The 20234-nt window shown below is 63.0% G+C and carries 21 protein-coding genes; 13 read left to right on the top strand and 8 right to left on the bottom strand.

What is annotated here, in order from left to right:
* The first annotated feature begins 167 nt into the window (after positions 1–167).
* The 6 genes from FIU81_RS02725 to FIU81_RS02700 are packed head-to-tail and all read left to right on the top strand — an operon-like array spanning position 168 to position 7745.
* Positions 168–2084 (top strand): extracellular solute-binding protein, encoded by a 1917-nt coding sequence (locus FIU81_RS02725; RefSeq protein ID WP_124111387.1) that lies wholly within the window; start codon positions 168–170, stop codon positions 2082–2084.
* A gap of 6 nt (positions 2085–2090) precedes the next feature.
* Positions 2091–3188, top strand: coding sequence for a microcin C ABC transporter permease YejB (locus FIU81_RS02720; RefSeq protein WP_124111388.1), 1098 nt, complete (start codon positions 2091–2093; stop codon positions 3186–3188).
* A 1-nt stretch (position 3189) separates the two neighbouring features.
* The gene (locus tag FIU81_RS02715; RefSeq protein ID WP_124111389.1) at positions 3190–4401 is read left to right on the top strand and encodes an ABC transporter permease; all 1212 of its coding nucleotides are present in this window, start codon (positions 3190–3192) and stop codon (positions 4399–4401) included.
* Positions 4398–6002, top strand: coding sequence for an ABC transporter ATP-binding protein (locus FIU81_RS02710; RefSeq protein ID WP_124111390.1), 1605 nt, complete (start codon positions 4398–4400; stop codon positions 6000–6002). Before FIU81_RS02715 ends, FIU81_RS02710 begins: the two co-directional genes overlap by 4 nt.
* A 55-nt stretch (positions 6003–6057) precedes the next feature.
* Positions 6058–6960, top strand: a complete 903-nt coding sequence (locus FIU81_RS02705) for a diacylglycerol/lipid kinase family protein (RefSeq protein ID WP_124111391.1) — start codon at positions 6058–6060, stop codon at positions 6958–6960.
* On the top strand, positions 6957–7745 hold the full coding sequence (locus FIU81_RS02700) for a metallophosphoesterase family protein (protein ID WP_124111392.1): 789 nt from the start codon (positions 6957–6959) through the stop codon (positions 7743–7745). Before FIU81_RS02705 ends, FIU81_RS02700 begins: the two co-directional genes overlap by 4 nt.
* A 127-nt stretch (positions 7746–7872) precedes the next feature.
* Here the strand turns inward: FIU81_RS02700 and FIU81_RS02695 are convergent, their stop codons facing one another.
* A complete protein-coding gene (locus FIU81_RS02695) occupies positions 7873–9120 on the bottom strand; it encodes a D-alanyl-D-alanine carboxypeptidase family protein (protein WP_254696040.1) in 1248 nt (415 codons plus the stop codon).
* A 336-nt stretch (positions 9121–9456) separates the two neighbouring features.
* Positions 9457–10161, bottom strand: a complete 705-nt coding sequence (locus FIU81_RS02690; protein ID WP_413816220.1) for an HAD family hydrolase — start codon at positions 10159–10161, stop codon at positions 9457–9459.
* Between the two features lie 96 nt (positions 10162–10257).
* Here FIU81_RS02690 and clpS point away from each other — a divergent pair, with 96 nt between their 5' ends.
* From clpS to FIU81_RS02660, 6 genes are all read left to right on the top strand, one after another.
* Complete coding sequence (gene clpS / locus FIU81_RS02685) at positions 10258–10581, top strand: ATP-dependent Clp protease adapter ClpS (protein ID WP_124111440.1); 324 nt, start codon at positions 10258–10260, stop codon at positions 10579–10581.
* A 60-nt stretch (positions 10582–10641) separates the two neighbouring features.
* Positions 10642–11535 carry a class I SAM-dependent methyltransferase gene (locus FIU81_RS02680; RefSeq protein ID WP_254695979.1) on the top strand — a complete coding sequence of 298 codons (894 nt, stop codon included), beginning with the start codon at positions 10642–10644 and terminating at the stop codon, positions 11533–11535.
* A gap of 9 nt (positions 11536–11544) precedes the next feature.
* On the top strand, positions 11545–12351 hold the full coding sequence (locus tag FIU81_RS02675) for an SDR family NAD(P)-dependent oxidoreductase (RefSeq protein ID WP_124111396.1): 807 nt from the start codon (positions 11545–11547) through the stop codon (positions 12349–12351).
* Positions 12352–12391: 40 nt separating this feature from the next.
* On the top strand, positions 12392–13294 hold the full coding sequence (hemF, locus tag FIU81_RS02670) for an oxygen-dependent coproporphyrinogen oxidase (RefSeq protein WP_124111397.1): 903 nt from the start codon (positions 12392–12394) through the stop codon (positions 13292–13294).
* A gap of 100 nt (positions 13295–13394) precedes the next feature.
* Positions 13395–13967, top strand: a complete 573-nt coding sequence (locus FIU81_RS02665) for an outer membrane protein (protein ID WP_124111398.1) — start codon at positions 13395–13397, stop codon at positions 13965–13967.
* Between the two features lie 55 nt (positions 13968–14022).
* A complete protein-coding gene (locus FIU81_RS02660) occupies positions 14023–14445 on the top strand; it encodes a gamma-glutamylcyclotransferase (RefSeq protein ID WP_124111399.1) in 423 nt (140 codons plus the stop codon).
* A 12-nt stretch (positions 14446–14457) separates the two neighbouring features.
* On the opposite strand, the gene FIU81_RS02655 is transcribed toward FIU81_RS02660, so the two are convergent.
* Positions 14458–14913, bottom strand: coding sequence for a hypothetical protein (locus FIU81_RS02655; protein ID WP_124111400.1), 456 nt, complete (start codon positions 14911–14913; stop codon positions 14458–14460).
* Between the two features lie 42 nt (positions 14914–14955).
* Complete coding sequence (gene hemE / locus FIU81_RS02650) at positions 14956–15984, bottom strand: uroporphyrinogen decarboxylase (protein ID WP_124111401.1); 1029 nt, start codon at positions 15982–15984, stop codon at positions 14956–14958.
* 100 nt (positions 15985–16084) lie between these two features.
* On the opposite strand from hemE, the gene hemC reads away from it, so the two are divergent.
* Positions 16085–17026 (top strand): hydroxymethylbilane synthase, encoded by a 942-nt coding sequence (hemC, locus tag FIU81_RS02645; RefSeq protein WP_124111402.1) that lies wholly within the window; start codon positions 16085–16087, stop codon positions 17024–17026.
* Between the two features lie 122 nt (positions 17027–17148).
* Here hemC and FIU81_RS02640 read toward each other — a convergent pair whose 3' ends face one another.
* Genes FIU81_RS02640 through FIU81_RS02625 form a run of 4 tightly spaced genes read right to left on the bottom strand, consistent with a single transcriptional unit; the run spans position 17149 to position 20211 of the window.
* The gene (locus tag FIU81_RS02640) at positions 17149–17895 is read right to left on the bottom strand and encodes a hypothetical protein (RefSeq protein WP_124111403.1); all 747 of its coding nucleotides are present in this window, start codon (positions 17893–17895) and stop codon (positions 17149–17151) included.
* Positions 17892–18485 (bottom strand): hypothetical protein, encoded by a 594-nt coding sequence (locus FIU81_RS02635; RefSeq protein ID WP_124111404.1) that lies wholly within the window; start codon positions 18483–18485, stop codon positions 17892–17894. Before FIU81_RS02635 ends, FIU81_RS02640 begins: the two co-directional genes overlap by 4 nt.
* A 29-nt stretch (positions 18486–18514) precedes the next feature.
* Positions 18515–19366 (bottom strand): prephenate dehydratase, encoded by an 852-nt coding sequence (locus FIU81_RS02630; protein WP_124111405.1) that lies wholly within the window; start codon positions 19364–19366, stop codon positions 18515–18517.
* Positions 19363–20211, bottom strand: a complete 849-nt coding sequence (locus FIU81_RS02625; RefSeq protein ID WP_124111406.1) for a prephenate dehydrogenase — start codon at positions 20209–20211, stop codon at positions 19363–19365. The genes FIU81_RS02630 and FIU81_RS02625 overlap by 4 nt, the downstream gene beginning before the upstream one ends.
* Positions 20212–20234: the final 23 nt, after the last annotated feature.

Below are 20234 nucleotides of genomic sequence, written 5' to 3'. Positions count from 1 at the left end.
CGTTGCGCCGACCCCAACGGGTCGGCGTTTTTCGTTTCGGCGGTCGTGAATGCGCCGCAGGCAGAAACACCCCCTCACGCGAAATCAACTTGGAACTCCCCGGCCCCCGATCTACGGTTCACCAAGCCGCCAAAGCGCCCATCGCCCGTTCGTTGCAGGAGACGCCCATGACGCCCGCACCCCGCGCCGCCGCCAAGTCCCAGACCAAAGCCGATCCCCGCGCCCGCCTTTTGCTGGCCTTGGCCTCCGGGACGGCGCTGGCCCTGACCGCGCTGGCTGCCACGGCACAAGAAGCGGACGAGAACGGCGTCATTCGCGCCTTCGGCTACACCAACTTCGGCGAGCTGAAATACGAACCGGGCGACGTGCTGGACTACGTGAACGTGGACGCGCCAAAGGGCGGAGAGTTGTCCACTTGGTCGCTTGGTAATTTCGACAGCTTCAATCCTTACGCGCGTGCCGGCGTCCCCGCCTCGCTGGCCTCCATCGGCACCGAACGGTTGATGACCGAAGTGCTCGACGATCCCTACGGCGCCTACTGCTTCCTTTGCACCGAAGTCGAATACGACGAAGACCGCACCTATGCCACGTTCTACCTGCGCGATGATGTGACATTTCAGGACGGCACCCCGATGACCGCCGAAGACGTGAAGTTCACGCACGAGCTGTTCGTCGAGCAGGGCATCCCCGAATACCGTGTATCCGCCGCGCAGTTTTACGACAGCATCGAGGTGATCGACGATCATACGGTTCGCTTCAATTTCTCGGACTTCATGCCCCCCAAGGTGCGCGTGCAGCAGGCTGGCGGATCGCCCGTGTTTTCGAAGGCGTGGTTTGAAGCAAACGAGATCCGGCTGGACGAAAGCCAGACAGAGCCGTTCATGGTCACCGGGCCCTATGTCCTTGATAGCGTCGACTACAACCGACAGGTCGTCTACGCGAAGAACCCTGAATACTGGGGCAACGATCTGCCGCTGAACCAAGGCCGTAACAACTTCGACCGCATCCGCATCGAATACTTCGCCGACACCTCTGCAGCGTTGCAGGCGTTCACCGCTGGCGAATACCTCTACCGTGCGGAAACCGATCCCGCCGACTGGAACACGGGCTACGACTTCCCCGCCACGCGCAACGGCTTCGCCACGATGGAGGAAATCCCCGATGGCACAGTGGCGCAGCGGTTTTCGTGGAACTTCAACCTGAACGAGCCGAAGTGGCAGGACGAGCGTGTGCGGCGCGCCATCGGTATGATGCTGAACTTCGCTTGGTCCAATGACACGCTGTATTACGGCGACTACGGCCAGCCCGAAAGTTTCTGGACCGGCACCGATCTGGCCGCAACGGGCACACCCTCGGAAGGCGAAATCGCCGTGCTTCAGCCGCTGGTGGACGAAGGCTTGCTGGACGCGTCGATCCTGACCGATGAGGTCTCCAGCCCCGTCGAGCATGACGCGTCGACGAACCGCCCCTCTCGCCGTATCCTGCGCGAAGCGGCCGGCTTGCTGGAAGAGGCTGGCTGGATCGCGGGCAACGACGGCATCCGCCGCAAGGACGGGCAGGTATTGGACCTGACAATCATCCAGTTCAACCAGCGCTACGACAAGATCATCGCGCCCTTCCTAAGCAATCTTGAACTGATCGGCGTGCAGGGCAACTTGGAGCGGATCGACACCGCTCAATATGTCCAACGCCGCCGAGCAGGTGAGTTCGACCTGACCAACCAAGCCTTCCAGATGGGCTTTGAGCCGTCGACCGGGCTGGGCCAGTGGTTCGGATCGGAAGGGGCGGACGAAAGCTCTCGCAACATCATGCGGCTCAAGGATCCTGCTGTGGACCGACTTCTCGAGGTCATCGAGACCACGAACGAACTGCAGCCCCTGACTGACGCCACCAACGCGCTGGACCGCGTCCTGCGCAGCATCAACTTCGACATCCCGGTCTACTATAATCCCGACAACTGGCTGGCCTATTTCAACGTCTACAAGCACCCCGAAACGCTGCCGCCCTTGGGCACCGGCGTCTTGGACTTCTGGTGGTACGACGAAGACGCGGCGGCAGAGTTGCGCGACGCGGGCGTACTGTAACCCCCCATGGGCGCTTATATCCTACGCCGTCTGCTGCTGATCATCCCGACGCTGTTCGGCATCATGGTGGTCAACTTCGTGCTGACCCAATTCGTGCCCGGCGGCCCGATCGAGCAGGTCATCGCCCGCATGGAAGGCGGCGGCGACGTCTTCTCGAATTTCTCTGGCGGTGGTGCGACGAGTCCCGGAGAGGACTTCTCTGCCGCCGGATCGTCGGACAGCGAATACGCAGGCGCACGCGGCCTGCCGCCAGAGTTCATCGCAGAGTTGGAACGCGAGTTCGGCTTCGACAAACCACCGTTGGAGCGCTTCGTCGGTATGATGTGGAACTACATCCGCTTCGATTTCGGTGAGAGTTACTTCAGGTCCATCGGCGTGTTGGAACTCGTGGTCGAAAAGCTGCCAGTGTCTATCACGCTGGGTCTTTGGTCGACAGTGATCGCCTACCTCGTGTCGATCCCCCTGGGCATCAGCAAGGCGGTGCGCGACGGGTCCAGCTTCGACACATGGACCAGCGCGCTGATCATCGTCGCCTACGCGATCCCCGGCTTCCTGTTCGCGATTCTGCTGTTGGTTCTGTTCGCGGGCGGGTCCTACTTCCAGATCTTCCCGCTTAGGGGCCTAACGTCAGACAACTTCGACCAGCTGTCCCTTCTCGGCAAGGTAGGTGACTATCTATGGCACATCGCCTTGCCGGTCGCCGCTTCCACCATCAGCGCCTTCGCAACGCTGACGCTGCTGACCAAGAACAGCTTTCTGGACGAGATCAAGAAGCAATACGTCGTGACCGCGCGCGCCAAGGGTCTGAAGGAGTCGACGGTCCTCTATGGCCACGTCTTCCGCAACGCGATGCTCATCATCATCGCGGGCTTCCCGGCGGTGTTCATCGGCGTATTCTTCGGCGGCAGCCTGATCATCGAAACGATCTTCTCGCTCGACGGTCTGGGCCGATTGGGGTTCGAAGCGGCTGTCGCACGCGACTACCCGGTGATCTTCGGCACGCTGTTCTTCTTCGGCCTGATCGGCCTGATCGTCGGCATCCTGTCCGACCTGATGTATGTCTTCGTCGACCCCCGCATCGACTTCGAATCGCGGGAAGGGTGAGATGACGAACTACGACCAACTCTCTCACGGTGCGACCGCGCCCGATCTGGAAGGCCCGCCGCCGACGCCATCGCCCGGCCACGACGCCCCGCCGCCGGTCAGCCCAAAGCGCCGTCGTCGCTACCTGTCGCCGCTCAACGAACGCCGCTGGCGTAATTTCCGGCGCAACGGGCGGGCGTTCTGGTCGTTGATCCTGTTCGCGATCATCTTCGGCCTGTCGCTATTTGCCGAGTTCATCGCCAACGACAAACCCATCCTCGTCAGCTACGACGGGGAGCTGCGCGCGCCGATCTTCAGCTTCTACCCCGAAACGGCGTTCGGCGGGGATTTCCGGTCAGAGGCCGTCTACGCCGATATCGAGGTGCAGTGCCTGATCAAGTCCGGCGGGCTGGAGGATTGCTTCGACGACCCCGAAGGCATCATCGACGAAGGCACCGTGGCCGAAGGCGCGCAGGCCGGTTGGCTTCTGTGGCCGCCGATCCCCTACAGCTACGACACCATCAACGACATCGGTGGCGCGGCCCCTTCGGCCCCCGACAGCGCGCATATCCTTGGCACCGACGACACGGCGCGGGATGTGGCCGCACGGGTGATCTACGGCTTCCGCCTGTCGATCCTGTTCACGCTGATCGTGACGGTCCTGACCTCGATCATCGGCATCCTTGCAGGGGCCGTGCAGGGTTTCTTCGGCGGCTGGACCGATCTGATCTTTCAGCGGTTCATCGAGATCTGGGTCTCTACCCCGTCACTCTACGTCATCATCATCCTCTTCGCGATTTTAGGGCGCGGATTCTGGTTGCTGGTCTTCGTGACAGTCCTGTTTGGCTGGCCCGCGCTCGTGGGCGTTGTCCGCGCCGAATTCCTGCGCGCCCGCAATTTCGAATATGTCCGCGCCGCCCGTGCGCTTGGCGTGTCAAACTGGACGATCATGTTCCGCCACATGCTGCCCAACGCCATGGTCGCGACCGTCACGATGCTGCCCTTCATCATCACCGGCACGATCAGCACGTTGGCCTCGCTCGACTTCCTGGGCTTCGGCCTGCCGTCGTCCGCCCCGTCGCTGGGGGAACTGACACTCCAAGCCAAGCAGAACCTGCAGGCCCCGTGGCTCGGCTTCACCGCCTTCTTCACCTTCGCGATCATGCTGTCGCTGCTGGTCTTCATCTTCGAGGGCATCCGCGACGCGTTCGACCCGAGAAAGACGTTCCAGTGACCGCCGTCCTTACCGTCCGTGACCTGAACGTCCGCTTTCGTCAGGACGGCGCCGAAACGCACGCCGTGCGCGGCGTGTCCTTCGAAGTGAAAAAAGGCGAGACCGTCGCCCTTGTGGGCGAATCCGGCTCTGGCAAGTCCGTCACTGCTTTGTCCTCGGTCGACCTGCTGCCGGGTTCCGCCCATACCGACGGCTCGATCCGCTACGGCGATCAGGAAATGGTGGGCGCGTCGGAAAAGACCCTGCGCAAAATCCGGGGCAACGACATCAGCTTCATCTTCCAAGAGCCGATGACGTCGCTCAACCCGCTGCATACGCTGGAGCGGCAGTTGGAAGAGTCGCTCGCGCTGCACCAGGGCATCACCGGCGACGCGGCTCGTACCCGGATCATCGAGTTGCTGACCGAAGTCGGAATCAATGACCCGGAATCGCGTCTTGGGGCCTACCCGCATCAGCTATCCGGCGGCCAGCGCCAGCGCGTGATGATCGCCATGGCGCTGGCCAACAAGCCGGAACTGCTTATCGCGGACGAGCCGACGACGGCGCTCGATGTGACGATCCAGGCGCAGATCCTCGATCTGTTGGCAGAGTTGAAGGCGCGCGAAGGGCTGTCGTTGCTCTTCATCACCCACGATTTGACTATCGTGCGCCAGATCGCCGACCGCGTCTGCGTGATGAAGGACGGCGAGATCGTCGAGCACGGTCCGACGAAGGAGATCTTCGACGCGCCCGAACACCCCTACACGCGGATGCTGCTGGAAGCAGAATCCACCGGCACCCCTGCCCCCGTCCCGCAGGACGCCAAACCCATCGCCAGCACCGATGACCTGCGCATCTGGTTCCCGATCGAACGCGGTTTTCTGCGCCGCACCGTGGGCCACGTGAAGGCCGTCAACGCCGCATCCCTGTCGGTGCGCGAAGGCGAGACCGTCGGCATCGTGGGCGAATCCGGCTCTGGCAAGACGACGCTTGCGCTGGCGATCATGCGCCTGATCTCGTCCGAAGGGCCGATCGTCTTCCAAGGGCGCGACGTGCAGGGCCTGAAGGGCCGCCAGATGCGTCCCCTGCGCGCCGATATGCAGATCGTATTCCAAGACCCCTTCGGCTCGCTGTCGCCACGCATGACTGTAGAAGAAATTATTGCGGAAGGCCTGACCATCCACGGCACCCGCGATGGCAAGACCAAGACGCAGATGGTGTCCGAGATCATGGCAGAGGTCGGCCTCGACCCGGCCACTATGCACCGCTACCCGCACGAGTTTTCCGGCGGCCAGCGTCAGCGCATCGCCATCGCGCGCGCCATGATCCTGCGGCCCAAGCTGGTGGTCTTGGACGAGCCGACCAGTGCGCTTGACATGACCGTGCAGGTCCAGATCGTCGAACTGCTGCGCGACCTGCAGAAACGCTACCGGTTGGCCTACCTGTTCATCAGCCACGACCTGAAGGTGGTCCGCGCGCTAAGCCACAAGGTCATGGTCATGCAAAAGGGCGATGTGGTCGAAGCAGGCGACACAGACCAGATCTTCGATGCGCCAGCCACGGACTACACCCGCCAGCTCATGCGCGCGGCCTTCGGCGAACGCGGCGGCGGCGAACACTAGGCGCAACAAACCAGAACCCTGCGGCGTTGTGTCAGCGCATCGCAGGAGCCGCGCCATGTCGCCCAGTATCGTCCTTATCGCCAACAGAAAATCCGGCCAGAACAGCCGTGACGCCGAAGCGGTCGACCGCGCTATGGCGGCTTTCGGCGAGATTGCCGAGAAAGTTGACTGGAACCCCGACAACCCGATCTCTGACGCGGTGGACCGTGCCTTGGCGAAGTCGCCCGATATCGTTGTGGCGGCGGGTGGCGATGGCACCGTCATGGCAGTTGCAGAGGCGATGCTGGGCAAGGGTGTCGCCATGGGTGTGCTGCCGCTGGGCACGTTCAACTTCTTCGCGCGCGGGCTGGGCCTGTCCGAAAACCCAGAGGAAGCCGCCCGCCAGATCGACCAGGGCACGCCCCACGATATCCGGATCGGCACCGTCAACGGCAAGGCGTTCCTGAACAACGCCTCGCTTGGCATCTATCCCGCCATCCTGCGCGAGCGAGAGACCGTCTATTCCCGCTGGGGCCGCTTCCGACTCGCCGCGCATTGGTCGGTGGTCAAGACGTTCCTGCGGTTCCGCAAGGCGATGAAAGTCACGATCACCGCGAATGGCGAGACAAAGGAATACCGCACCGCGCTCGTCTTCGTGGCGCGCTCTGCCTACCAGCTGGACTCCTTCGGAATCGACGGGGCAGAGGCGATCGACAAGGACAACTTCGCCGTACTGGTCACGCTAGCCGAAACCCGGTTGGCCCTATTCAAGATGACGGCACGTTTGGTGCGTGGAAAACCCCTGCGCGGCAAGGATTACGCCCTGATCTCAACCCCGAAGGCCGTGATCGAAACACGCAAACGCCGGAACCTACTGGCCTTCGATGGAGAGAAGGGCCGCATGGACGGCCCGTTTACCTTCGAGATGAGCGAGCAGTACCTGACGATCCAGCTTCCCCCGTCGCACGAGGACGCATGACCCGACTGATCCACCTGTCCGACCTGCATTTCGGCCGCGACCGTCCGGAGCTGGAAACACCACTGATCAAGGTAGTGAACGACCTTGCTCCCGATCTTGTCGTCGTTTCGGGTGATTTCACACAGCGCGCCCGCCGCAGTCAGTTCGAGCAAGCCGCCGCCTTCATGGATCGGATCGAACCGCCCACGCTGTCGGTGCCCGGCAACCACGATACCCCTCTCGACAATCTGTTCCTGCGTTTCTTCCGGCCCTTCGGCCGCTACAAACGCAACATCGACCGCAATCTGGAGCCTGTGCTGGAAACGGGTGCGATGGTCGTTGCCGGGGTGAACACGGTAAACCGCTTTTCATGGCAGCGCGGTCGGCTTTCGAAGCGCACGATCCGCAAGATGACCAACGCGTTCCGAGGCGCGGGCGACCGCCTTCGGATCGCGGTGCTGCATCATCCGCTGGAACATGGACCGCACGTGGAGAAACGGTTGATGCGTGGGGCGCATGACACCCTCGTCGCGATGCGAGAAGCCGGTGCGGACATGGTCCTGTCGGGGCACTTGCACCAGACGGTCACACGGCCCTTCGCCATCGCGCCGGGGTGCTTGTTCGTGCAGGCGGGAACGGGATTGTCGAACCGGCTGCGCGGAGAAGACAACATGTTCAACCTGATAGACGCCAGCCCCAATCGCGTCTCGGTGCAGTCTTGGCGCGCTGGGGATGAGCCGACGTTCGCAGCGGGCGAGACCGCCGCGTTCAAGCGGGGTCCGGACGGCGCGTGGGTCGTTGCGTAGACGGGCTTAAGGCCGACCGCAGACGCGGCATTTGAAAGCAACGTTTACGACTTTTTTTCGTAGCTGGTTTTTTCAACTACGAAAAAAAGTCGTAAACGTTGCTTTCAGATGCTTACAACACGCGCCTTCAGCTCGGCCCCAGCGTGTTGCAGTTCATGTCGCGCGCGGCCAACCGGCGGCAGGCCATTTCGGCGCGTTCGGCTGTCATGCCGACGAAGTTGGCTTCCCAGCCTTGCGGCGATTGCACCACCTTACGCAGCGCCTGATCCAGCGTACCGATCTCGGACAGCGCCGTCACCAGAAGGACCTGCTCTGCCTGATAGCGGCTGCCGTAGCGACCGACGTTGATCCCCCAATGCCGCCCGCCAGAGCTGGACAGCCGTGAAACAACGCGCCCCTGTTCCGGTGCGGGCGTGGGGGCAACCTGTGCGATCTGTGGCGCGGCAAGCGCCGCCGCCCGCGCGGGCGGTTCCGGCACGACGCTGGGCGCAACGGCGGCAGGTAGCGGCGGTGCAGCAGGCACTTCGCCGACCTTGCCGATCAGGATATCCCCGGCGACGGGGCGAACAGGACGCAACCGGGGGCGCAAGGATCGCGCGACGATCGCGCTTCCAACGCCTTCCAGGTTCACCGGAGCGGGCTTTTTCACCCGTGCGTGGGACGGGGCGCGCTGAAAACCAAGGTCCAGCAGTTCGGCCACCTTCGCGTTGCGCGTGGCAGAGGATCGGCCCCCGAACACCGTGGCGATGATGCGCTCTCCGTTCCGCTCGGCGGAAGCGACAAGGTTGAAACCGGCGGCGTTCGTGTAGCCGGTCTTGATGCCGTCCGCGCCAGCATAATCCGACAACAGGCGGCGGTTCGTGTTGCGCACCGTCAGCACGCCCGCGTCGGCTGACTGGCGGGAGAACAGATTGTAATACTCCGGGTGGTCGTAGAACAGGCGACGGCCCAGCGTTGTCATGTCGCGCGCAGTCGACAGATGGCCCGCTTCGGTCAGGCCGTGGGCATTTAGGAAGGTCGTGCGACTCATGCCCAACGCCTTCGCCGTCGCGGTCATCCGACGGGCAAATGCTGCTTCGGAACCAGAGATCGCCTCTCCCAAAGCAGTGGCGGCGTCATTGGCCGATTTCACCGCAGAGGCGCGAATCAGGTGCCGCATGGAAATGCGCTGGCCCACCCGCAGTCCCAGCTTCGACGGCGGCTCGGACGCGGCGTGGCGGGAAATTCGCACCTGCGTGTCCAAGCCGATCTCGCCGCGTTTGATCGCGTCGAACACGACGTAAAGCGTCATCATCTTGGTCAGCGATGCGGGATGGAGCCGGGTATCGGCATTGCGCGAATGCAAAACCTCTCCGGTCCGCGCGTCGATTACCATCGCCGCGTAGGGTGCCGCCTTGGCCGGGGCTGTGGCGACTAAGAACAAAACCGTAAAGAGCGTCCCGAAAAGGACGAAAAGCCGATGGATGACCACGGGTACACTGCCTTCTCTGCCTCTCGCGGCCGGCTCTTTGGTGGCCGATCCGCGTCTGAACCAGACCATAGCACGCGTTTCGGTTTCCCGGAACAGCCTGAAATCAGACGCTTAAGCCCAGCGAATCGATGTATACAACATATGGGACGCGCGATCTGAGAGAGCGCTACATGCAAGCCGCTGCCATCCGATAGACACAATCATGCCCGAATTGATCGACGATTCGGCGCGATTTGTGCCTCATTCACCACACAACCTTCGCACGAGGTCAGGCAACTCTCCCAAGTGGGACAGCTCATGGAAACGTGGCTCGCTCTGGGGCGGATGGGCGTGCTCCAACGCCCAGACGTCGCCATGGGGCACAAAAACGCCGTGCCCGCCCGCCGCAATCATAGGCAGCACATCGGACTTCATCGAATTGCCTGCCATCAGGCCTTGCGCGGCACCGTCACCGTGCCGATCGAAGATCGCCGCATAGGTGCCGGCCTGCTTGTCCGACACGAACTCGACCGCGTCGAAAGCATCGCCCAGCCCAGACTGCGCCAGCTTGCGCTCTTGATCCAGAAGGTCGCCTTTGGTGATCAAAACCAGATAGAAGTCCGCCTGCAACGCCGTCACCGCATCTGCGGCATGGGGGAGCAGTTCTATGGGATGGGCCAGCATCTCCTGCCCGGCTTCTACTATACCGCGAATCACCGTGCTGGGCACACGGTCGTTCGTGACGTCCAGCGCGGTTTCAATCATCGACAGCATGAACCCCTTGATGCCGAAGCCGTAGCGTCCAAGGTTTCGCCGCTCCGCGTTCAGCAGCCGCTCTGCCAGATCGCCGGGCGCGGCATGGTCGCGCAGCAAATCGGCAAAGCGGGCCTCTGTCAGCTTGAAGAATCGCTCGTTATGCCAAAGCGTATCGTCGGCATCGAAGCCAATGGTCGTGATCGGTCGCATACCGCCCCTCTTTTCCATTGGGCCATCGTTCTTATATTGCTAGGCCACGTCGACAGGTAACCGCGCAGGGGCAATGTGACCACCAAGCAGCTGAACATGATGGCCGACAAGCCCAAGGACGATGACGGGGATACCGGAGTCGCGCTGGACACCAAACCGGTGACCAAGCGCCCGCCGTTGTACAAGGTGATGATCCTGAACGACGACTACACCCCGATGGAGTTCGTGGTGCACGTGCTGGAACGCTTCTTCGGCCTGAACCACGCGCAGGCGTTCGAGATCATGCTGACCGTCCACAAGAAGGGCCTCGCGGTCGTCGGTGTCTTCTCCTTCGAGGTGGCGGAGACGAAGGTAACGCAGGTGATGGATTTCGCCCGCCGCCACCAGCATCCGCTGCAATGCACCATGGAGAAAGAGTAACTGTCCGCCCGCCTGTCCCTTGGCGTAGCCGATGGCCTGATCGACGGGCCGGTGCTGGCGGTGAACCCACCGCTTGATGCGGACCTGTCCGTGTTGCCCGGTGCCGTCGCGGTGATGCATGACCGCCAGCCCGAACGCGATCAGTTTGCCAAACAGCACGAAATGCGCGACCGGATCGAAGCGAGCGGTGAAACCGTTGTGGTCTTCCTACCGCGAGAGCGGGCTGCCGCGAAGGACTGGATCGCGCGTGCCATGGCCACGGGGTGCCCGGTGGTCGTGGACGGCGTGAAGACCGATGGCGCCGAATCGCTGCTGAAGGAATGTCGCAAGCGCGCGACTGTGGACGCGGTGATCTCGAAGGCGCACGGCAAGCTGTTCACTGTCACGGGCGGGGACTTCTCCGACTGGATCGCAGAGCCCGCGACCAATGGCGACGGCTTCACCGTCCCGGTCGCTGGCTTCTCGACCGACGGAATCGACCCCGGCACCGCCGCCCTGCTGAATGCCCTACCCCCGCTGAAAGGCCACGTTATCGACCTTGGCGCAGGGTGGGGCCCCATTGCGCGCCACGTTCTGCAATCGCCCACCGTCACCGCTTGCGATCTGGTGGAAGCGCATCGCCCTTCACTCGACTGTGCGCGCACGAACGTCTTCGACCCCCGCGCCGCATTTCACTGGGCCGACGCGACCGGTTGGACGCTGCGGGCCAAGGCCGACCACGTTGTTACAAACCCGCCGTTCCACCGGGGCCGCGCGGGTGATCCGGGGCTGGGCCGTGCCTTCATCGCCACGGCGGCCCGGTCTTTGGCTCCGCGCGGGGTCCTGTGGCTGGTCGCGAACCGACACCTGCCCTATGAGGCCGCCCTGACTGACCTGTTCGCCGAAGTCACCGAACTGCCTGCACCGGGCGCCTTCAAGCTCTTCCGCGCCGCGCGTCCGCGCAAAATCCGCTAAGGACACCCCATGTCGCTTTCGATCCAAGGCAAGACCGCCATCGTCACTGGCGCCGCGAATGGTGTCGGCCTCGCCGTCGCGCGTCATTTCATCGACAAGGGCGCGAACGTGATGATGACGGACCTCGACGAGAAGGCCTTGCAAGACGAAATCGGCGAGATGGACGACGAGGGCGGCACCGCGCGCTATTTCGCAGGCGACCTGCGTGAGAAACTGACCGTCGCGAACCTGATGTCCGCCACCATCGCGGCTTTCGACCGGGTGGACATCCTGGTAAACGCCGCGCGCCAGATGGAACAGTCCGACCCATTGGACCCCGAAGACAAGATGCTGCAGACGCTGCTGGATCAGAACCTGATGGTCTCTTTGCGCATGTCCCGTCATGTGGCGAAGCGGATGATAAAACAGGGCGAAGAGTCCGGCACCGAAGGCCCGCTGGGCGCAATCATCAATCTCTCGTCCATCGCCGCGCGCCGCACTCAGCCTGATCTGATGGCCTATTCCGTGTCCACCGCCGCGCTCGATCAGGCGACGCGCAACCTTGCCGTCGCCCTTGCGCCCCACCGTATCCGCGTGAATGCCATCGCCTTCGGGTCCGTCATGTCTGCGACCCTGAAAGGCGCGATCAAGGAAGACAGCGACCTGCGGGACGAGATCATCGACGCCACCCCCCTGCACCGCATCGCCAGCGCGTCCGAAGTGGCCGAAGCTGTGCAGTTCCTGGCCTCGGACGGGGCGGGCTTCGTGACCGGAGAGATCCTGACCGTCGATGGCGGGCGCTCGCTTCTGGATAACTGCGACGCCGGCGCGCATTGATCCACTTTTCCTTGGTCCCGCGCCCCGCTAGACAGGACGCATGACCGATCAAACCCAAGATTTCGCGCCCGAGCGCGCCCAAGCCGCCGCATGGTTCAAGGAACTGCGCGACCAAATCGTCGCCGCGTTCGAAGCGCTGGAAGACAGCCACGCGACCGGCCCCTTCGCAGACTCAGCCCCCTGCCGCTTCGAGATAACAGAAACCTCGCGCACGGCAGAAGACGGCAGCGACGCGGGCGGTGGACTGATGAGCGTCATGCGCGGTGGTCGCGTGTTCGAAAAGGTCGGCGTCAACGTCTCTGAAGTCTACGGCAAGCTGGGCGCCAAGGCGCAGATGGCCATGGCCGCGCGGAAGGGCATTCCCGGTATGGCCGACGATCCGCGCTTCTGGGCGAGCGGCATCAGCCTTGTCGCGCACATGCAGAACCCGCACGCACCTGCCGTTCACATGAACACCCGCATGTTCTGGACCCCCCACGCCTGGTGGTTCGGCGGCGGCGAGGATCTCAACCCTTGCATCGAATATGAAGAAGACACTGCCCACTTCCACGACACCCTGCGCAACCACTTGAACCCGCACGGCGACGATATCTATCCGTGGCTGAAGGAATGGGCGGACGAATACTTCTACATCCCGCACCGCAAGCGTGCCCGTGGCGTCGGCGGCGTGTTCATGGACGACCGCTGCACCGGTGACTGGCAGGCCGATTTCGCGCTGACCCAAGACATCGGGCGCGCCTTCCTGCCCGCCTACCTGCCGCTGGTCGAAAAGCGTCGTGTTCAGGACTTCGACGAGGCCGACAAGGACGCGCAGCTGGTCCACCGGGGTCTCTATGCGGAATACAACCTGGTCTACGATCGCGGCACGAAGTTCGGGCTGGAAACGGGCCACGACGCCAATGCGGTGCTGATGTCACTGCCGCCGCTGGCAAAGTGGGTCTGATTTGCAACAGAGTAAGCAACATTTTCGACCGGGCTGAACCCCACCCCCTGAATGGGGTTAGTCGGTCAGACCCAGTAACTCGTGAACAGGATTTTACGACATGAAAACCTTCGCCTCCGCACTCGCCGCCATGAGCCTTCTTGCCGCGCCCGCCCTTGCCGGCGGCATGACCACCGCCCCCGCGCCCATGGCGCCCCCGCTCGCCTTCTCGCCCGAGTACAACTGGACCGGCTTCTCGGTCGGTGCCCAGCTTGGCTACGGGGATGTGGATACGAACGTCGACAGCCTTGACGGCGACGATGTCGTCTACGGTCTGCGCGCGTACTACGACTACGACTTCGGTCGCTTCGTTCTGGGTGGCGGCGTTCAGTACGACGCCACCTCCATTGAACTGGGTGACAACGTGGATGAGGTAGACAGCATCACCCGCGTCGGCCTGCGCGCCGGTTTCGACAGCGGTCGTAACTACTACTACGCAACCGGTGGATACGCTTATGCGGACACCGAGAACGACAGCTCTGACGGTTACTTCGTCGGCCTTGGCTACGAAGTCTTCGCAACGCAGAACGTCACTCTGGGTGCCGAAGTCCTGTACCACGAGTTCGACGACTTCGACGGCGGTCTTGAGGCCGACGCCACCACGGCGTCCCTGTCGGTCAACTACCGCTTCTAAAACTCTGTCGGTGCGCGCCGTGGACATCTTGGCGCGCACCGATATCTGTTGGGACATGAAAACAGACCCCTTCATCGGTGACCGCGTGTTTGTCTATGGCACGTTGCGCCGCGGCTTCATCAACAACGACGCAACACTCGCCTTCCGGGAAGGCGCGTCCTTCATCGCAGAGGGCACCTTGCCGGGCGGACTATACTCCGTCGGCTGGTATCCAGCTTTGATCGAAGGCGAAGAGGGCCGCGTTCATGGCGAGGTCTGGAAGATCACCCAACCCGGCATCATGCACATTCTAGATGATTACGAGGGCCTGTTCGACGATGGCCCTCCCGAATACCAGCGCGCCCGCCGCATGGTCGAAACGGCGCAGGGCCGGATAGAGGCTTGGGCCTACATCTACCTGTACGAAGTCGATCCGATGCAGCGACTGCCGAAGGGCGACTGGGCGGATGCCTTCAACACGCCGGGTGTCAGCGGCTGATCCAATCTGGCTCTACTCGGGCGGCCGCATGAATTTCGCACCGCCGACGCGCCTGATTTGCGGTGGCGCTGGTGATTGCGGCATCTGATCAGCAAGGTCGAAGCGCGCGAGCCCCTGGGGGGCATCCTTGGCATAGCCGGTAACAGGAAACCTCTTCATCGATGCAGCCCCCGGCCCCTGTGCCACGACCTCCAGCGCCGTGCGCAGCTGATCTGCCGAAATTCCCCCCGGCGCAAGTCGCGTCATCGTCGCAATCGTCGCATCCGGCGCAACGGCCAGCACCATGCGCGCAAGGCGCATGGTCGCGACCTGTTCGCTGCCCTGCCGTGTGTCTTGGAAGGCGCTACCCAACGCATGTCGTTCTTCGGCGTCTGGCGTCACAAGAAACAACCACCCCGCCACGGTCAGCCAAGCGAAGGCAGAACCACCGCGGATCAAGGCGAAAACGATGCGAAAGAGCCATCTCATGCCCGGAACCCTACCAGTGAAATCGGGCAGGGCTAAGGCAGGCTACCTGCGCAGCGTTTCGATCATCAGGGCAACGTTGTCGGGGTCTGCGTCGGGCGTAATTCCGTGGCCGAGGTTGAAGATATGCGGCCCGCCCGAGAACGCAGCCTTTATGCGCCGCACCTCGTCGATCAGCGCCTGACCGCCCGTCACCATGTGTTCGGGCGACAGGTTGCCCTGAACGCAGCCATCTTTCTGCACATGCTCGGCTGCCCAATCCGCATCGGTGAACTGGTCCAGAGCCACGCAATCGGCGTTGGTCTCGTTCGCGAAGCCGATGTAGGCCTCTTTGGCTCCACGCGGGAAAGCGATGATTGGGACGTTCGGGTGGCGTGCTTTCAGCGCCGCGATGATTTGCTTGGCGGGTTCCAACGCGTAATTGCGGAAGTCCTCGCCACTCAGCGACCCGGCCCAACTGTCGAACAGCTTGACCACCTCCGCCCCGGCCTCGATCTGCGCAGACAGATATTCGATCGTCGCATCCGTGATCCGCGCCAGCAGCGCTTCGAACGTCTCGCGATCCTCGTCCTTCAGCGCGTGGGCCGGCCCCTGATCCGGTGTCCCGCGCCCGGCAATCATGTAGGTCGCTACGGTCCAGGGCGCGCCCGCGAAGCCGATCAGCGTCGTCTCGGACGGCAGCTCTCGCGCCAAGATGCGCACGGTTTCATAGACCGGGTTCAGCGTGTCGTGGATCGCATCCGTGCTGCGCAGCGCATCGACCTGATCGCGCGCGGTGATCGTCGAAAGCCGAGGCCCCTCTCCGGTCACGAACCACAGGTCTGCCCCCAGCGCCTGCGGCACCAGCAGGATGTCGGCGAAAAGGATCGCGGCGTCGAAGCCGAAGCGGCGGATCGGCTGCAACGTGACCTCGGCCGCCAAATCGGGATTGTAGCACAGTGACAGGAAGTCGCCCGCTTGCGCGCGCGTCGCCTTGTATTCGGGCAGGTAACGCCCGGCCTGTCGCATCATCCAGATCGGTGGCGTGGGAAGCGTTTCCCCGGCCAGCGCCCTCAGTATCGTCTTTTCGGCCATCTTTCCCTCCGGCGCTGATGCACTGCTTGGTCTGATTGACAGGTCAAAGTGTCAACCCTTTCGGTTGCCCTGCCCGCACACCAAGGCTACGCATCTGCCCATGAACATGCCCACGCCCCAAGACCCGCTGAAGATCGGCACCCGTGGCTCGCCTCTGGCGCTCGCCCAAGCCCATGAGACGCGCGAGCGGCTGTCCGCCGCTTTCAATCTGCCATTCGAGGCGTTCACCATCGTGGTCATCAAGACCACCGGCGACCGCATCATCGACCGCCCGCTGAAAGAAATCGGCGGCAAGGGCCTGTTCACACGAGAGATCGAGGAACAGCTTCTGGCGGGCGACATCGACATCGCGGTGCATTCCATGAAGGACATGCCCGTCGACCAGCCCGTCGGCCTGTCGCTTGATACCTATCTGCCCCGCGAGGACCCGCGCGACGCCTTCGTGGCGCTGAATGGCGGCACGCTGGCGGAACTGGCCGAGGGGAGCATCGTCGGCACATCCTCCCTGCGCCGCAAGTCACAACTTCTGTACCGCCGCCCTGATCTGCAAATCGTGGAGTTTCGCGGCAACGTGCAGACTCGGCTGAAGAAGCTGGGCGACGGCGTGGCGGATGCGACGTTCCTTGCTCTCGCCGGTCTGAACCGCCTGCGCGCGGACGACGTGCCCCGCAACCCCGTCCCGGAAGACGACATGCTGCCCGCCGTGGCCCAAGGCGCAATCGGCATCGAACGGCGTGCGGACGATCAGCGCGTGGCACAGATGCTGGCAGCCATCCACGACGGCCCCACCGGGCAACGCCTGGCCGCCGAGCGAGCGTTCCTGGCCGCGCTGGATGGTTCGTGCGAGACGCCCATCGCCGGACTGGCCGAGCTGGACGGCAACACCCTGCGCCTGCGTGGAGAAATCCTGCGCACCGACGGCTCGGAATGTCTGGCCGGTGAGCGTACTGGCCCGGTGGCCGACGGCGCCGATATGGGACGCGATCTGGCCAAGGAATTGCTTGCGCAAGCAGGCAACGGATTCTTCGACTGGAAACAGTAGCTTGCGGGCCAGTTACGACTTTTTTTCGTAGCTGACTTTCTCAGCTACGAAAAAAAGATGTTAACGAACCGCTCTGCAAGGTCGTCGTCTCGCTTCGGCACGGTCCCCTCGACCCAAATCGCCTAGGCTCCGGAACTCAGCCCCAGCAACGCGTTGTCCAGCACGTCGTCCAACCGCGCGATCCACTGCGCAATCGCCGCGTCCGCCTGCGCGCCGTCGATCTCGATGACGATCACATCGCGTGAGTTTGCGACCCGCATGGAGAACGCATCGCCGTAGACCGACTGGCCCACCACGTCCTGGCTTGTCTCACCACCCGCTGTGAAGGTCACGATGAATGGGTTCGACACATCCGCCGTCAGCCCCTGATCCTCGGCGAAGCCGGGCGCGCGCACGGCCAGCATCGTCTGCGCCTTGCGGTCAGTGGTGCCCTGATCGCCCAACTCGGACGAAGTCATGAAATCTGAAATGTCTGTCAACTCGTCGCGCAGGCGATCCGACACATTCGCGAGACCTTTCAAGGACGTCACCCAGTCCTCGAAGTTGTCGAGCTGCGTGTAGTCCTCCATCAGGAAGTAACGCAGCGCGTTGGTCACCGGGAACAGCGCCGCGCGGTCGCTTTCGGCCATATCAAGGATCACCAGCTTGGCGATACGTCTTTGCGCACGGCTCATCAGCAGCAGGTTGGTCACCAGATAAGCGGCCGCCATCTGTTCGGATGCAGCACCAAGGCGTTCGGCGTTGCGCACGGCCAGCACCAGCTTGCCCAGCTCGGTGATCGATTTGCCCCGCGCGAATTGCGCGAACTTGGTGCGCTCTTCTGCCACGAAGAAAGAGATGTCGTCGTATTTTCCGGCGGTCGCAGTCATCGTTCTATTTCCCTCAGCTTCAACCAGCGCGTTGACTTTGCATCGAACTGCGCCGGACGCGCGGCAAACACTTCTCCGCGCGAAATTTCCTTTTCGTTTCGGACACTCGTCCACATGCCCGTCATCGTGCCGTCCAGATTGCGTGTCATCCGCAACCGGCCCCGTCTGCGGTCCTTGTCCTCTTTCAGGTCGACATCGTAAAGGATATGCAGCTCACGCCGTTTCGGATCGTAGTCCATCGCCTCGCTGATCGCGCTTCCAATGGCATTTTCGTGCGTCTTCAATTCTGCTGGGTTGCGGTGAAGCTGAACCTCGTATTTCAGCGTACCCTCTTCGGTGAACCCAATATCCATAACGGCGTAGTTCTGATTCCCTCCCGAGGGTGCGACCGTAACGTAGTGCCAGCGCCCGCGCACATGGCGATAATAGACGCGACGCAGCACGCTTTCGGTCGCGCTATAGGCGAGATAGAGAACTATCGAGACTCCCAGAACGGCGATGATCTGCTCTGCCACCGACATCTCCGGCCTCAGGCGGTCCACCACGATGGCCGCCACCGAAGATGCCGTTGCCAGTGTCGCGGCGGCCACGGCCTGTATGCGTGCGCGGGACGCCATGGCTACGGCTTAAGGAACCCGTTGCGCCCCGTCCGGCGGCTGTCGGCGCGGTAAGAGCCCAGGAATTTTGAATAGCTGATATGCGGCTCGATATCGCGCATGGCGGCGATCAGCTTTTCGGCCTGCCCGCCGCAGCCAACGTCCAGATAGAAGGTCGGCAGCTCTGTCCGCTCGGAAATCATGTAGGTTTCCAGCTTGGTGATGTTCACACCGTGTTGCCCGAAAACCGCCAACGCCTGCACCAGACTGCCGGGCTTGTGACTGACCTGAATGATCATCGAAGACATGTCGTCGCTGTCCTCGAACCGCGTTTCCCTGGCCACCACGACGAAGCGCGTGATGTTGTCCTCGCGGTTGGAAATCCCGCGATGCAGGACTGTGCCACCGTAGTGCTTGGCCGCGAATTCCGACCCGATGGCGGCCAGATGCCTGTCACCGCCCGCCACGACTTCGCGCACCGCCGTTGCGGTATCAGACCGGGTGCGGCGCTGTGCGTCGGGGAAGCGGTCCTTCAGGAACTTCGACGACTGCAGGAACCCCTGCGGATGACTGAAGATCGAATGGATCTCTGCCTCGACCGCCGGTCCGCAGGTCACAAGACAATGCGACACGTCCAGCAACATCTCTCCGACAATGAACAGCTCCATAGACACGACAAGGCGATGCACATCTGGAATACGACCCGACTCGCTGTTCTCCAGCGGCAGAACCGCCTCGTCCACGTCGCCGGCCTCGCAGGCGGCGACCAGCTCATCGAAAGACGGAAGGTTCACATGCTCAGCGTCGGGGCGCAGTTGCGCCGCTGCCTGATGGGAATAGCTGCCGGGGTGGCCGAGATAGCCGATCTTGGTCATGTATCCTCGCCTTTCGTCAAAGTCTGTGCGGTGGTTGCGGCCGCTTCCAGCCGCTGTGTCAGGTCGGACCGGCGACCGCCAGCGAAGGCGGTGCGCAGTTCCATCAATTCAAGGATCATCTCGTCCAACGCGGCAGAGACCGCATCCGTATTCTGATCCAGTATCTCGGCCCACATCCGCGTATTCGCAGCGGCGTGATGGACCGTGTTGCGGGTCGAGCGAGAGGCGAAGATCGCGCGCTCGTCCGCGTCCATACTGCCCAGCAACCCGGCGTATCCGTAGGCCAGCAGGTGCGGCAGATGCGACGTGCGAGCCAATATCTGATCGTGGGCGTGGGCGTCCGCACGCACCACAGCAAATCCCAGCCGCGCAAGAAAGTGCTCGATCCACTCGATGTCCGACTCTCCGTTCCCCGCGTGGGGCGTCAGGACGAATCTCGCGGCGGCCAAAGCGTCAGGCTCTGATGTGAAGGGCCCCGCCGCGTTGCCGCCCGCAAGCGGGTGCCCACCGATAAAACGCGGCGCGTCCGACAGCGCAGTCACGATGCGCCCCTTGGTCGAGGCCATGTCCACGACCAATGCATCGCCCGCGTCCAGCACCTCACGCGCCAATCCCACGACCGCACCCGGAGGCGCGCAGACGAACACGATATCCGCGTCGGCCAGGTCCTTGGCGCAGTGATCGAAGGTCACGGGCGGCAGTTGGGCCTGCACGGCGGCGCGGTAGCTGCCGTTCGGCTCGACCGCGCGGATCACCACGTCCGGCGCACGCCGCGACACCAGCGCCGCGAACCCCGCGCCGATCAGTCCGGTGCCGACGATACCGATTGTCGATGGCGCGTCCATGAAGCCTTCCTGCAAAACCGCGT

This window comes from Palleronia sp. THAF1 (assembly GCF_009363795.1).
In the GTDB taxonomy this organism is placed as follows: domain Bacteria; phylum Pseudomonadota; class Alphaproteobacteria; order Rhodobacterales; family Rhodobacteraceae; genus Palleronia.
Note: the sequence above shows the minus strand (reverse complement) of the source record. Positions and strands in the feature narration are given on the sequence as shown.